This window comes from Achromobacter sp. Marseille-Q0513, from assembly GCF_018195695.1.
Classification (GTDB): Bacteria; Pseudomonadota; Gammaproteobacteria; order Burkholderiales; family Burkholderiaceae_B; genus Achromobacter.
On record NZ_JAGTJY010000039.1, the window covers coordinates 24,148 to 36,658 of the forward strand.

The window sequence follows — 12,511 nt, forward strand, 5'->3', positions numbered from 1 at the left end:
CGGCAGCTCGGGACGCGCCTGCGCCTAGAACATGCCGTTCTTGTTGGCGGGGTTTTCGGGAATGTCCTGGCTCACGTCCCAGTGCTCGACGATCTTGCCGTTCTCGAGGCGGAAGATGTCCACCACGGCCTGGCCGCGGTCTTCGGGCGTGTCCTTCCACAGGTTGTGGATCATGACCAGCTCGCCCTCGGCGATCACGCGCTTGATCTCGACGACGGCCTGCGGATGCTGCTCGAAATACGCCGGGAAGTAATCCTGCGTGGGGCCGACGCCGTCGGGCATGTAGGGATTGTGCTGCACGTACTTGTCGCCCACGTACAGGCGCACCGCCTCGTCGACGTCGCGGTCCAGGAACATCATGCGGAAAAAGGCCACCGCGATCTCCTTGTTGGACTGCGGCGCGGCGAACGCGGGCGACAGCGCCAGGCCGCCGGCGACCAGCAGCGTACAGAAAGCCAAGGATTTCAAGGGGATACGCATACGAAACGACTCAAGTCAGGACATCGGCTGGCGGTTCGCCAGTTTACAAATAAAAGACGGCGTCCCGGCCCATTTCCCGCCAGCGCCCGGGGAAATCGGGCGTCAAAACGACAATGGCCCGCCATTGGGCGGGCCGGCTCCGTTCCGGGCAGCCTGCCCGGGCGGAAAGGATCAGTATCCGACGGTGAAACGGCGGCGTGTATGCCGGGGCGTCTCGATCTCGTCGGCCAGCGCGATGGCGTAGTCTTCCATCGAGATCCAGCTCTTGCCCTCGTCGTCGGCCAGCAGCACGTCATCGCCCAGGCGGAACTTGCCAGTGCGCTCGCCCGGCTCGAACAGCGCGGACGGCGACAGGAAGGTCCAGTTCAGCACCTTCTCCTGGCGCAGCGCGTCCAGGAACACCACGCCGGCGCGGGCCTCGGGCTTGTAGGCGTCGGGGAACTCGGGGGTGTCGATCAGCATCTTGCCGGGCGCCACCTGCAGGCTGCCCGCGCCGCCGACCACCAGCAGGCGCGGCACGCCGGCGTCCTTGACCGCTGCGATCAGCGGCTTGGCGTCGGATGAGACGAAGCGCGAGGCGCTGACCACGGCGTCGTGGCCAACCAGCAGCGCGGTCAGGCCCTGCGGATCGGTGGCGTCACCCTGCTTGACGGTCAGGCCGGGCTGGGGGTTGACGTCGCCCAGGTTGCGGGCGATGCCGGTCACCTGGTGTCCGCGCTTGAGCAATTCGTCAGCAACGCGCGAACCCACGCGGCCGGTAATGCCGATCAATGCGATTTTCATGGTCTTGCTCCTGTCAGTAGGAACCGGGCGCGCTTGCCTTGCGGACTGTCCGTAAGCCCCGCCGCGGTTCAGGCAACACCATGCTATTCGGTCGAATCGATGGGAAAAACCCACCGGAACGGACGAGTTCTTTGCAATCCGCGCACCAATGCCGGCGAATGCGCCGCCGACCCGCGCCGCGAACCGCGCGCGGCGCATGGCCACAGTGTGCGCCGGGCGGCGGCGCTTGAACAGCGGCGCCACCGCGGCCGCGTCAACCCGCCGCGCGCTGCGCCTGATAGACCTGCAGATGCGCGTAGGCCACGCGCAGATAGGTCGCGTCCACGCCCAGCGTGGCGGCGCGGCGCACCATGTCGCCGACGATGTGGTCGGCCTCGACCGGCAGGCCCTGGCTCAGGTCGCGGAACATGGACGCGGTCATGGGCTGGCTGGTGTCGGTCAGGATCTTCAGCACCGAGGCGTCGGCCTCGGGCCGCACCGCATGCCCGGACGCGGCCGCCACGGCCTGCGATTCGCGCAGCAGGGCGCGCAGGATGTCGGCGCCGTCGTCGGTGGCGGCGATCCGGCCCACCGGCCCGCGCATCAGGCAGGTGCCGGCCGCCAGCGTGGTCAGGAATACGTATTTTTCCCACACGTCCTGGTGGATGTTGTCGCTCAGGCGGCTGCTGAATTCCCCGCCGGCCAGCGCCTGCGCCAAGGCCTCGCAGCGCGCGCTGCGGGCCGGGCCGGCGCGTTCGCCGAACACGATGCTGGCGAACTTGCCCAGGTGCACGACCTCGCCGTCCGGCCCCAGGGTGGCGTTGATCTGGCATAGCCCGCCCAGCACGCGCCGCGCCTCGAACTCGCGGTCCAGCACCTCGTATTGCAGCACGCCGTTCATGATGGGCAGCACCGCCGTGTCCGGCCCCACGGCCGGGCGGATGGCCTCGATGGCGCTGGCCAGGTCATAGGCCTTGCAGCTCAACACCACCACGTCGTAGGCGCCGTCCAGCGTCTGGCTGGTGGCGAGCTTGGGATGCACCACGGCGTCGCCCAGCGGGCTGCGGATGCGCAGCCCCTGCTCGCGCAGGCGCGCCGCGCGCGGCTCGCGCACCAGGAAGGTCACGTCCGCGCCGGCCTGGGCCGCGCGTCCGCCAAAGTAGCCGCCGGTGCCGCCGGCGCCCAAGAACAACAAGCGCATGTCTGTCTCCTGTCTGGCAGCCCGCAAGTCTTGCGGGCGAACGCGGACATTATGCGCGCGGCCGCGGCCCGGCTGAAGCCACGGGCCAAAGCCACGGACCGAAATCACGGGCTGGCGTTCAGGGCTGCGCGTGGCGCGCCCAGGCCTCGTAGCCGCCGCGCAGCGCCCAGGTGCGGCGATAGCCGGCGGCGCGCAGCCGCCGGGCCAGCATCGCGGCCGAGACCTCGTTGGGGCAGGCGCAATAGACCACGATGTCGGCGTCCTGCGCGTCCGCCTCCAGCGGCGGCAGCGGCGCGCGCAGGTCCACCGCGATGGCGCCGGGAATGCGCTGGGCGTCGCGCTGGGCCTCGGGCCGCACGTCGAACACCAGCGCCTGGCGGCCGTCCTGGCGCCAGCGCATCAGCTCGTCGACCGACAGCCTCGGGATCACGCGCAGCTTGCGCACCAGCACCCAGCGGCGCAGCGCGCGCACGATGATGTACAGCGCCAGCAGCGCGGCCAGCAGGCCCAGGCCCATGGCGCCATAGTTCGCCAACAGGTCCAGCACGTCGTTGACCACGCCATGGAACAGGCCGCCCAGCAGCAGGGCCGAGCCGGCCCAGATCATCGCGCCGACCAGGTCGTACAGCAGGAAACGGCGCAAGCCGGTGCCGGTCAGGCCGGCCATGACGGTGGACAGCGCGCCCGCGCCCGGCAGGAACTTGCACACCAGCAGCGCGCGCACGCCGACGCGCAGGTACAGCCGCTGCGTCTGGCGGATGCAGGAATCCTGCGACAGCGACAGCTTGCAGACCACGCCCAACAGGCGCGAACCGTAGCGCCGGCCCGCCAGGTACCAGAGGCTGTCGGCCAGCAGGCAGGCCAGCGTGGCCGCGATCCACGGCGCCAGCCAGCCTGCCGTGCCGGCCAGCGCGCCGGCGGCGATCAGCATGGGATAGGCGGGCACGGGCAGGCCGGCCTGTTCGATCAGGACGTTTCCGAACACCAGCCAGGCGCCGTACTGCTCCAGCAGCAACTGTATGTCTTGCATCGTGTCTTCCGACGGGCCGCGCGGCGCGCGGCCGGGTTCAGGGACTGGCCGCCCCGCGAGGGGCTGGCCCGGTCCGGCACAGCGGGGCGACGCCAAACGCGCGCGCCCGCGCCGGAATTTTAGGCGGCCCGGGCGGCCTTGCCAGCCCGGGCCGGTGGAACACAGCATTGCGCGGCGCGCCAGGATTTGAACGCGCCGCCGTCCACCACCTGCAAAGCCGCACCAAGGTGGTGCCGACAATCCCCGCCGGCGTGCCTATAATCCTGCCCGGCCATCAGGTTTCCCCGACTTGCCGCGGGAACGCCGCATGGCATACAAATTGCTTCGCCATGGCAGGCCGCGAACCCGACCGTTCGGATGGGCGCGCCTGCCTGCGCCCCATCCGATGACCGATCCCAAGACCACGCATCCGCCCGCTCGCCCCGGCTCGTCCGCCGGCGGCCGCAGCCATCGGGCGGCGAGGGGCCGCGCGCGCGGCGATCGCGTCCTTTCCCCATTCCCGTCCATCCCCGCGAAGGAGCCCCACGCATGAACTCCCTAATCCCCTCGTCCGCCCGCCGCGGCCTGCTCAAGCTGGCCGCCGCCGCCGGCGCGCTGATGCTGGCCGGCACGGTCCAGGCCCAGGCGCCCGCCAAGGTCAAGGTCGCCGCCATCTACACGGTGCCGGTCGAACAGCAGTGGGTCTCGCGCATCCACAAGGCGCTGACCGCCGCCCGCGACCGCGGCGAGATCGACTACGCGTTCTCCGAGAACGTCACCAACGCCGACTACGAGCGCGTCATGCGCCAGTACGCCGAGCAGGGCAACAAGCTGGTGGTGGGCGAGGCCTTCGCGGTCGAGGCCGCGGCGCGCAAGGTGGCCAAGGACTATCCGCAGACCGCCTTCCTGATGGGTTCCTCGGGCAAGCCGCAGCAGCCCAACTTCGCGGTGTTCGACAACTACATCCAGGAACCGGCCTACCTGACCGGCATGATCGCGGCCGGCATGAGCCAGACCGGCAAGATCGGCCTGGTGGGCGGCTACCCCATCCCCGAAGTGAACCGCCTGATGCAGGCCTTCATCGAGGGCGCGCGCGAGATCAATCCCAAGGCCGAGTTCACCGTCACCTTCATCGGCTCCTGGTTCGATCCCCCGAAGGCCAAGGAAGCCGCCTTCGCCATGATCGACAAGGGCACCGACGTGCTCTACGCCGAACGCTTCGGCGTGTCGGACGCCGCCAAGGAACGCGGCAAGCTGGCCATCGGCAACGTGATCGACACCCAGCCCCAGTACCCCGAGACCGTGGTGGCCTCGGCCCTGTGGAGCATGGAGCCGACCATCGACGAGGCGCTCAAGCAGGTCAAGGCCGGCGCCTTCAAGGCCGACGACTACGGCCAGTACTCGCTGATGAAGCACAAGGGCTCGTCGCTGGCGCCGCTGGGCACCTTCGCCGGCAAGATCCCGGCCGACCTGATCGCCAAGGTGGAAGCCAAACAGAAGGCCATCCTGGACGGCAGCTTCAGCGTCAAGGTCAACGACAAAGAACCCAAGTCCTCCGCGCGATGAGCCCGGCGCCGCTCGCCCTGCGACTGACGGGGATCACCAAGCGCTTCGGCAGCCTGACGGCCAACGACGACATCTCGCTCACGCTCGGACAGGGCGAGGTGCTGGCCCTGCTGGGCGAGAACGGCGCCGGCAAGTCCACGCTGGTGTCGATCCTGTTCGGCCACTACGTGGCCGACGCCGGCGCCATCGAGGTCTTCGGCCAGCCCTTGCCGCCGGGCCGGCCCGACGCGGCGCTGGCCGCGGGGGTCGGCATGGTGCACCAGCACTTCACGCTGGCCGACAACCTGACCGTGCTGGACAACATCATGGTGGGCACGGAATCGCTGTGGAAGCTGGCTTCCGGGCGGCGCCAGGCCCGCCGCAAGCTGGTCGAGCTGGGCCAGCGCTTCGGCCTGGGCGTGGATCCCGACGCGCGCGTCGGCACGCTGTCGGTGGGCGAGAAGCAGCGCGTTGAAATCCTGAAGGCGCTGTACCGCGGCGCGCGCGTCCTGATCCTGGACGAGCCCACCGCCGTGCTGACGCCGCAGGAAGTCGACGGCCTGTTCGCCACGCTGCGCGGCTTCGTGGACGAAGGCCTGGCCGTCATCTTCATTTCGCACAAGCTGGACGAAGTCATGGCGGTGTCGCGGCGCGTGGCCGTGCTGCGCCAGGGCAGGCTGGTGGCCGAGCGCGAAACCGCCGCCACCACGCCGGCCGAGCTGGCCGAGCTGATGGTGGGCCGCAAGGTCGCCATGCCGCACGCCGAGGCCGTGGCCGCCGCCGAGCAGGCGGCGCCGGTGATCGCGCTGTCGCAGGTGACGGTGCGCGACCGCGACGGCGCCACGCGCCTGGACAGCCTGGACCTGACCGTGCACCGGCACGAGATCGTGGCCATCGCCGGCGTGGCCGGCAACGGCCAGCAGGCGCTGGTGTCGGTGCTGACCGGCCTGCGCCAGCCCAGCGACGGCGCGATCCGGCTGGGACCGGAGCGCGCCCCCGCGCCCCGCACGCCCGCCGGCTGGACCGCCGCGCGCGTCGGCCGCATCCCGGAAGACCGCCACGGCGAAGGCATGATCGGCGACAGCCCGCTCTGGGAAAACGCCATCGTCGAGGACCTGAACGACCCGCGCTTCGCGCGCTGGGGCATGATCCGCGCGCGCGCCGGCCGCGCCTACGCGCAGGCGCTGGCCAAGCAATTCGACGTGCGCGCCGCCTCGCTGGACGTGCGCACCCGCAGCCTGTCCGGCGGCAATATGCAGAAGCTGATCCTGGGCCGCACGCTGGCCCGCGAGCCGGACTTCATCGTGGCCGACCAGCCCACCTGGGGCCTGGACATCGGCGCCGTGGCCTATGTGCGCGAACAGCTGCTGGCGGCCCGCCGACGCGGCGCCGGCGTGCTGCTGGTGTCCGAGGACCTGGAAGAGATCTTCGCGCTGGCCGACCGCATCGCCGTGCTGTGCGGCGGCAAGCTGGTCGACGTCAAGCCGGTCGCGCAATGGACGCCGGCCAGCGTGGGCCTGGCCATGACGGGAACGCGCGCCTAGGGCCGGTCACGCCCCGGCCCGCGCTTCCCACCCATCACCGAGCAAACATACGCATGAAACTACTCCTGGAACGCCGCCCCGAGCCCAGCCGCCTTGCGCTGGCGCTGGCTCCCGTCGCGGCCATCCTCTTCACCCTGGCTGTCTGCGCGCTGCTGGTGGCCTGGGCCGGCGCGCCCGTCGGGCGCACCTACGCGCTGCTGTTCGAAGGCGCCTTCGGCTCGCGCTTCGCGCTGTCCGAGACCCTGACCCGCGCCACGCCGCTGATGCTGACCGGCCTGGCCTGCGCGGTGGCCTTCCGCGCGCGCTTCTACAACATCGGCGCCGAGGGCCAGCTGTACCTGGGCGCGCTGGCGGCCGTGGCCGTGGGCGGCCTGCACGACGGCACCGGCTTCGACCTGCCCGTGCCCATGCTGTTCGCCGGCATGATGCTGGCCGCCGCGCTGGCCGGCGCGCTGCTGCTGCTGATCCCCGCGCTGCTCAAGACGCGGCTGGGCGTGGACGAGGTGGTGACCACGCTGCTGGGCAACTTCATCGTGCTGCTGTTCGTCTCCATGATGCTGGACGGTCCCATGAAGGACCCGATGGCCATGGGTTGGCCTCAGTCGGTGGCGCTGAACGGCGACCTGGAGCTGGGCAAGCTGATCGAGCGCACCCGCGCCCACACCGGCCTGTTGTGGGCGGCCGGCCTGGCGCTGGGCCTGTGGCTGCTGAACCGCTACACGGTGTTCGGCTTCCAGATGCGCGCGGTCGGCGCCAACGCGCACGCCTCGCGCTTCCTGGGGCTGCCGGTCAGCCGCGTGATGCTGGGCACCGCCATGTTGTCGGGCGCGCTGGCCGGGCTGGCCGGCGCCATCGAGGTGGCGGGCCGCACCGGCTACGTCACGCTGGACATGTCGCCGGGCTACGGCTACACGGGCGTGGTGGTCGCCATGCTGGCCGGCCTGCATCCGCTGGGCGTGATCCTGGCCAGCGTGTTCGTGGCCGGCATGCTGGTCGGCGCCGACAGCATGAGCCGCGCCATCGCCGTGCCCAACTACATCGCCGACGTCATCGTCGCCACCTCGCTGCTGGCCATGCTGGTGGCGACGCTGTTCGCGCAATACCGCCTGCGCCGCAACCGGGGCTGAATCATGGAATGGATGGATCTGCTGAGTTCTTCGGCGTTCTGGGTCGCGGTGCTGCGCCTGGCCACGCCGCTCATCCTGGGCACGCTGGGCGTGCTGCTGTGCGAGCGCGCCGGCGTGCTGAACCTGGGCATCGAGGGCATCATGGCCGCCGGCGCCTTCACCGGCTGGCTGGTGGTCTACCTGGGCGCGCCGCTGTATGTCGGCGTGCTGGCGGCGGCGCTGGCCGGCGCCGTGTTCGGCCTGCTGCATGCCGTGCTGACCGTGCCGCTGGGCCTGTCGCAGCACGTATCGGGGCTGGGCGTGACGCTGCTGGCCACCAGCCTGAGCTACTTCGCCTACCGCGTCACCTTCCCCAGCGTGAACACGCCGCCCACGATCACGCCCTTCGCCGAGATGAAATTCCTGGCAGGCATACCCGTGATCGGCCCGGTGCTGGCCGGCCAGACGCCCATGACGCTGCTGGCGCTGGCGGCGGTGCCGCTGCTGGCCTGGGTGCTGAACCGCACGCCGGTGGGCCTGGCGGTGCGCATGGTGGGCGAGAATCCCGCCGCCGCCGAGGGCCAGGGCCTGTCCGTCACCCGCCTGCGCATCGGCGCCATCGTCGCCGGCTCGGCGCTGATGGGCGTGGCCGGCAGCTTCCTGACGCTGGCCGCCTTCAACGCCTTCTTCTTCAACATGGTCAACGGCCGTGGCTGGATCTGCGTGGCGCTGGTGGTGTTCGCCTCGTGGCGTCCCGGCAAGGCGCTGCTGGGCGCGCTGATCTTCGCCTTCTTCGACGCGCTGCAGCTGCGCCTGCAGCAGGGCGGGGCGGCGCTGCCGGGCCTGCCCGAGCTGCCGTATCAGGTATACCTGATGCTGCCGTACCTGCTTTCCATCCTGGCCCTGGTGGTGATGGCGCGCCGCGCCGCCTACCCGCAAGCCTTGATGAAACCCTACCGCAAGGGCGAACGCTAGAGGGGGTGTAGGCCCCCCCGAAGCGCTGCGCGCTTCCCCCCAGGGGGCGTCGCGACGGACCGGCAGAGCCGGCTCCGTGCGACCCCGATGGGGCGACGCTTCGTTCATGCGACGACGGTAAACGCAGCGCCATGAACCACTGACATCTTCCGCGAGGAACCACCATGCTCGACCTGATCATCAAACGCTGCACGCTGCCCGACGGCCGCCAGGACATCGACATCGGCATCGCCCAGGGCCGCATCGCGGCGCTGGAGCCGGCGCTCAAGGCCGAGGCCGCGCGCACCATCGACGCGGCCGGCCAACTGGTGTCGCCGCCTTTCGTGGACGCGCACTTCCACATGGACTCGACGCTGTCCTTCGGGCTGCCGCGCGTGAACCAGTCGGGCACGCTGCTCGAAGGCATCGCGCTGTGGGGCGAACTCAAGCCGCTGCTGACGCAGGAGGCGCTGGTCGAGCGCGCGCTGGCCTATTGCGACTGGGCCGTGGCGCGCGGCCTGCTGGCGATCCGTTCGCACGTGGACGTGTGCGATCCGCGCCTGCTGGCGGTGGAAGCGCTGCTGCACGTGCGCGAGCGGGTCAAGCCCTACCTGGACCTGCAGCTGGTCGCCTTCCCGCAGGACGGCGTGCTGCGCGCCCCCGGCGCGCTGGACAACCTCAAGCGCGCGCTGGACATGGGCGTGGACGTGGTCGGCGGCATTCCGCATTTCGAGCGCACCATGCAGGACGGCGCGGAATCGGTGCGCCTCCTGTGCGAGCTGGCCGCCGAGCGCGGCCTGCGCGTGGACATGCACTGCGATGAGAGCGACGATCCGCTGTCGCGCCACATCGAGACCCTGGCCTACCATGCGCAGCGCCTGGGCCTGCAGGGCCGCGTCACCGGCTCGCACCTGACGTCCATGCACTCGATGGACAACTACTACGTGTCCAAGCTGATCCCGCTGATGCGCGAGGCCGGCGTGTCGGCCATCGCCAACCCGCTCATCAACATCACGCTGCAGGGCCGCCACGACAGCTATCCCAAGCGCCGCGGCATGACGCGCGTGCCCGAGCTGCTGGCCGCCGGCGTGCCGGTGGCCTTCGGCCACGACTGCGTGATGGATCCCTGGTACAGCCTGGGCTCGGGCGACATGCTGGAGGTCGCGCACATGGGCCTGCACGTGGCACAGATGACGGGCCAGGACGCCATGCGCGCCTGTTTCGAGGCCGTGACCACGACCCCGGCCCGCATCCTGGGCCTGGACGACACCGGCCTGGCGGTGGGCAAGCGCGCCGACCTGGTGCTGCTGCAGGCGCGCGACGCGGTCGAGGCGCTGCGCCTGCGCGCCACGCGCCTGATGGTGCTGCGCGCTGGGGAAGTCATCGCCGAAACCCCGCCGGCCACCGCCACGCTGAACCTGCCGGGCCGCCCCGCGCAGGTCAGCTTCCAGACGCCGGCCCGCTGAGCGCATCCGGCGCGGCGGCCACGCCGCGCCGGATGCGCCCGACACCGCTCCGCCTTACTTCAACGGCATGCAGATGCAGGTCTGCAATTCCGCCGGCGGCGTGATGCGCGGGTCGTTCATGTACATCTCGAACATGGGGAAGTCCGCCGGCACCTCGCCGCTGCCGGGCAGCCATTCCGAGAACATCCAGTTGTAGGGCTTGTCCATCTCGTTGTACGGGCCGGTATAGGTCAGGATGGCGCAGCGGCCTTGCGGGATCTCGAAGCGTTCCAGCTCGTCGCCCAGGTCGGCGTCGGGCGCGACCGACATGCCGGCCTTGGAGCGCAGCTCGCTGGCCGGCACCTGCTCGGGGTCGTCCAGGTACACACCGTAGCCGACCGATTCGGGCCGCGCCAGGCCGCGGCTGGCGGCCAGCATGAAGACGCGGGTGAACAGCGGGCCGATCTCCTGGTAGCTGCCGCGATGCGACAGAACCGCCAGCGTGGCGCCGGGAAAGGTTTCGATCTTGATGGGGTACATGCCTAGCTCCTGTGGGTCGAAGGGACGGGAGCGGGCGGCCCGGTAGCGCCCCGGCGACATGCCGAAGGTCGCGCCGAATGCCCGGTTGAACGCCGCGTCCGACTCATAGCCGGCGCGCTGCGCCACTTCGCGCAAGGAAGCCTCGGGCCGCCCCAGCGCCACCGCCGCGCGGTGCATGCGGATGCGCTGCACGGTGGCATTCACCGTTTCTCCCATCAAGGCGCGGTAGACGCGATGGAAGTGGTACGGCGACAGACAGGCCAGGTCCGCCATCCGGTACAGGTCCGGGTCGGCATCGGGATGGCTCGCCAGCCAGCGCAGGACGGGTTCCAGACGCTGGCCATACTGGTTCAGGGTTTCGGGCTTCATGCGGTCTCCTTGGAACGCACTGTAGCGGCGGCCCATTTGCAGATTTTGCGATTTTCACGTGCCGGGCGGCGCGCGCCCCCAGCGCCGGATCGCGGCATCCCGCCAGCACGGAAACGCCGCGAGGATTGCCGGCGCGCTAGCGGACGGTCATCTTGTTCCAGCGCGCGTTGAACGCGGGACGGTCGGCGTTGATGCGCTCCCAGTTCACGATCTTGGCGTTGGTCATATAACCCTGGAAGCGCTTGAACGACACGACATGGTCGGGCGGCGGCGAGACGTTCTTGTTCGACGGGAACAGCCCGCCCGTCTCCAGCGCCTTGACCTGCGCCTCCACCGACAGCAGGTACAGCGCCAGCTGCTGCGCCAGTTCCGGCTCGCTGTTGCGGGCCACCACGCACTCGGCCACCATCAGCACCGCCGAGCCTTCCTTGGGCGCGGCGTACTCCACCGGCACGCCCAGCCGTTTCAGGCGCATGACGGCGGTGGGCGACAGCGGAAACAGCGCGGCCTCATCGGCCTCGACCAGCTCGCCCAGCCGGGCCGAGTCAGGCAGGTATTCCCGCACATTGACCCCGACCGAACCGGGCCAGGCGCGAAAGCCCGGGCCGGTGTCGGCATCGGTGCCGCCCTGGATGCGGTTGAACATCAGGAAGGCATGCAGGCCGAAGGTGCTGGCGGCGGCGGACTGCATCACCACCTTGCCCTTGTACCGGGGGTCGGCCAGGTCCATCCAGGACGTGGGCGGCGCCCAACCCTGGCGAGCGAACAGGCGGGTGTTGTAGCCCAGCCCGGTCATGCCGACGTTCAGGCCCACCGCCTTGCGGTCGCGCCGGACGGCAGTGGGATACAGCTCGCGCAGCACCGGGTCGTCCCTGAGCGGCTGGCACAGGCCGGCGGCGACAGCTCGCACCATGACGCCGTCATCCAGGAACATCAGGTGCATGCCGGGCTTGCCCTTCTGCGCCTGGGCGCGGGCCAGCACCTCGGCGGACGTGCCCGGCACCACTTCGATCCGCACGCCCTGGGCGCGCTCGAACTCCGGAAACACGTGCTGCGAATAGGCTTCGGCCATGCCGCCGCCGTTCATGCCCACGTACAACGTCTTTTGCTGGGCCGGGGCGACGGCCGGGAGCAGGACGGCCATGGCCGCGCCGGCCAGCAGCCGCAACGCCTTGCCCAGGCGGACGGGGCCGCCTTGCTTTTTGCTCATCATCGTGACTCCGGAGTGCGTCGGACTAAAGAATACTGCCGCAAACATGACGCCAGGAATGCCGGCCTTGACCCGGACGGCACACCCCGGCGATAGTGGCGGCCTCCTGGGGAGGAACCACATGAAGCCTTACATCGCCGTTCTGGTTGCCGCCTTCGCCCTGACAGGCTGCATGACCATGTCCAGCGTGGAACAGCGCAGGCCTTTGTTCGAATCCGATACCGCCAAGCCCTTGGAGGTCTACGTCAACTGCGTGCATGAAGCCTGGGTCGAGCTGGGCGGCGCCGACGTGTTTCGGCGCCAGGGCAGCGTGCGCGTCCGCAACATCGCCGGCGGCATACTGGAC

General features: G+C 70.2%; 11 protein-coding genes and 1 pseudogene. 6 read left to right on the top strand and 6 right to left on the bottom strand.

Annotated features, from left to right (window positions below):
- Positions 1 to 24: 24 nt before the first annotated feature.
- The 4 genes from KDH83_RS10915 to KDH83_RS10930 all read right to left on the bottom strand — a co-directional run bounded on the left by KDH83_RS10915 (position 25) and on the right by KDH83_RS10930 (position 3,473).
- Positions 25 to 480, bottom strand: coding sequence for a nuclear transport factor 2 family protein (locus KDH83_RS10915; RefSeq protein WP_212315380.1), 456 nt, complete (start codon positions 478 to 480; stop codon positions 25 to 27).
- 171 nt (positions 481 to 651) lie between these two features.
- Positions 652 to 1,263, bottom strand: coding sequence for an NAD(P)-dependent oxidoreductase (locus tag KDH83_RS10920; protein ID WP_212315382.1), 612 nt, complete (start codon positions 1,261 to 1,263; stop codon positions 652 to 654).
- Between the two features lie 253 nt (positions 1,264 to 1,516).
- The gene (gene panE, locus KDH83_RS10925) at positions 1,517 to 2,443 is read right to left on the bottom strand and encodes a 2-dehydropantoate 2-reductase (protein WP_212315384.1); all 927 of its coding nucleotides are present in this window, start codon (positions 2,441 to 2,443) and stop codon (positions 1,517 to 1,519) included.
- 118 nt (positions 2,444 to 2,561) lie between these two features.
- Positions 2,562 to 3,473, bottom strand: coding sequence for a DedA family protein/thiosulfate sulfurtransferase GlpE (locus KDH83_RS10930; protein ID WP_212315386.1), 912 nt, complete (start codon positions 3,471 to 3,473; stop codon positions 2,562 to 2,564).
- Positions 3,474 to 4,001: 528 nt separating this feature from the next.
- Between KDH83_RS10930 and KDH83_RS10935 the strand changes: the two genes are divergently transcribed.
- The 5 genes from KDH83_RS10935 to KDH83_RS10955 all read left to right on the top strand — a co-directional run bounded on the left by KDH83_RS10935 (position 4,002) and on the right by KDH83_RS10955 (position 10,067).
- Complete coding sequence (locus KDH83_RS10935) at positions 4,002 to 5,018, top strand: BMP family protein (protein ID WP_212315388.1); 1,017 nt, start codon at positions 4,002 to 4,004, stop codon at positions 5,016 to 5,018.
- Positions 5,015 to 6,541, top strand: coding sequence for an ABC transporter ATP-binding protein (locus KDH83_RS10940; protein WP_212315390.1), 1,527 nt, complete (start codon positions 5,015 to 5,017; stop codon positions 6,539 to 6,541). Before KDH83_RS10935 ends, KDH83_RS10940 begins: the two co-directional genes overlap by 4 nt.
- A 53-nt stretch (positions 6,542 to 6,594) precedes the next feature.
- Positions 6,595 to 7,668, top strand: a complete 1,074-nt coding sequence (locus tag KDH83_RS10945; protein WP_212315392.1) for an ABC transporter permease — start codon at positions 6,595 to 6,597, stop codon at positions 7,666 to 7,668.
- Between the two features lie 3 nt (positions 7,669 to 7,671).
- Positions 7,672 to 8,622 (top strand): ABC transporter permease, encoded by a 951-nt coding sequence (locus KDH83_RS10950; RefSeq protein ID WP_212315394.1) that lies wholly within the window; start codon positions 7,672 to 7,674, stop codon positions 8,620 to 8,622.
- A 164-nt stretch (positions 8,623 to 8,786) separates the two neighbouring features.
- Positions 8,787 to 10,067, top strand: a complete 1,281-nt coding sequence (locus tag KDH83_RS10955; RefSeq protein WP_212315403.1) for an amidohydrolase family protein — start codon at positions 8,787 to 8,789, stop codon at positions 10,065 to 10,067.
- 54 nt (positions 10,068 to 10,121) lie between these two features.
- Here the strand turns inward: KDH83_RS10955 and KDH83_RS10960 are convergent, their stop codons facing one another.
- Positions 10,122 to 10,955 (bottom strand): AraC family transcriptional regulator, encoded by an 834-nt coding sequence (locus KDH83_RS10960; protein WP_212315405.1) that lies wholly within the window; start codon positions 10,953 to 10,955, stop codon positions 10,122 to 10,124.
- 136 nt (positions 10,956 to 11,091) lie between these two features.
- Positions 11,092 to 12,165 (bottom strand): extracellular solute-binding protein, encoded by a 1,074-nt coding sequence (locus KDH83_RS10965; RefSeq protein WP_212315407.1) that lies wholly within the window; start codon positions 12,163 to 12,165, stop codon positions 11,092 to 11,094.
- A gap of 121 nt (positions 12,166 to 12,286) precedes the next feature.
- On the opposite strand from KDH83_RS10965, the pseudogene KDH83_RS10970 reads away from it, so the two are divergent.
- Positions 12,287 to 12,511, top strand: a pseudogene (locus KDH83_RS10970) (hypothetical protein); the annotation flags it as partial.

Excerpts from the sequence above, each read along its gene's own strand:
- KDH83_RS10915 (WP_212315380.1), bottom strand. The coding sequence starts at position 480 with ATGCGTATCCCCTTGAAATCCTTGGCTTTCTGTACGCTGCTGGTCGCC.
- KDH83_RS10920 (WP_212315382.1), bottom strand. The coding sequence starts at position 1,263 with ATGAAAATCGCATTGATCGGCATTACCGGCCGCGTGGGTTCGCGCGTT.
- panE (WP_212315384.1), bottom strand. The coding sequence starts at position 2,443 with ATGCGCTTGTTGTTCTTGGGCGCCGGCGGCACCGGCGGCTACTTTGGC.
- KDH83_RS10930 (WP_212315386.1), bottom strand. The coding sequence starts at position 3,473 with ATGCAAGACATACAGTTGCTGCTGGAGCAGTACGGCGCCTGGCTGGTG.
- KDH83_RS10935 (WP_212315388.1), top strand. The coding sequence starts at position 4,002 with ATGAACTCCCTAATCCCCTCGTCCGCCCGCCGCGGCCTGCTCAAGCTG.
- KDH83_RS10940 (WP_212315390.1), top strand. The coding sequence starts at position 5,015 with ATGAGCCCGGCGCCGCTCGCCCTGCGACTGACGGGGATCACCAAGCGC.
- KDH83_RS10945 (WP_212315392.1), top strand. The coding sequence starts at position 6,595 with ATGAAACTACTCCTGGAACGCCGCCCCGAGCCCAGCCGCCTTGCGCTG.
- KDH83_RS10950 (WP_212315394.1), top strand. The coding sequence starts at position 7,672 with ATGGAATGGATGGATCTGCTGAGTTCTTCGGCGTTCTGGGTCGCGGTG.
- KDH83_RS10955 (WP_212315403.1), top strand. The coding sequence starts at position 8,787 with ATGCTCGACCTGATCATCAAACGCTGCACGCTGCCCGACGGCCGCCAG.
- KDH83_RS10960 (WP_212315405.1), bottom strand. The coding sequence starts at position 10,955 with ATGAAGCCCGAAACCCTGAACCAGTATGGCCAGCGTCTGGAACCCGTC.
- KDH83_RS10965 (WP_212315407.1), bottom strand. The coding sequence starts at position 12,165 with ATGAGCAAAAAGCAAGGCGGCCCCGTCCGCCTGGGCAAGGCGTTGCGG.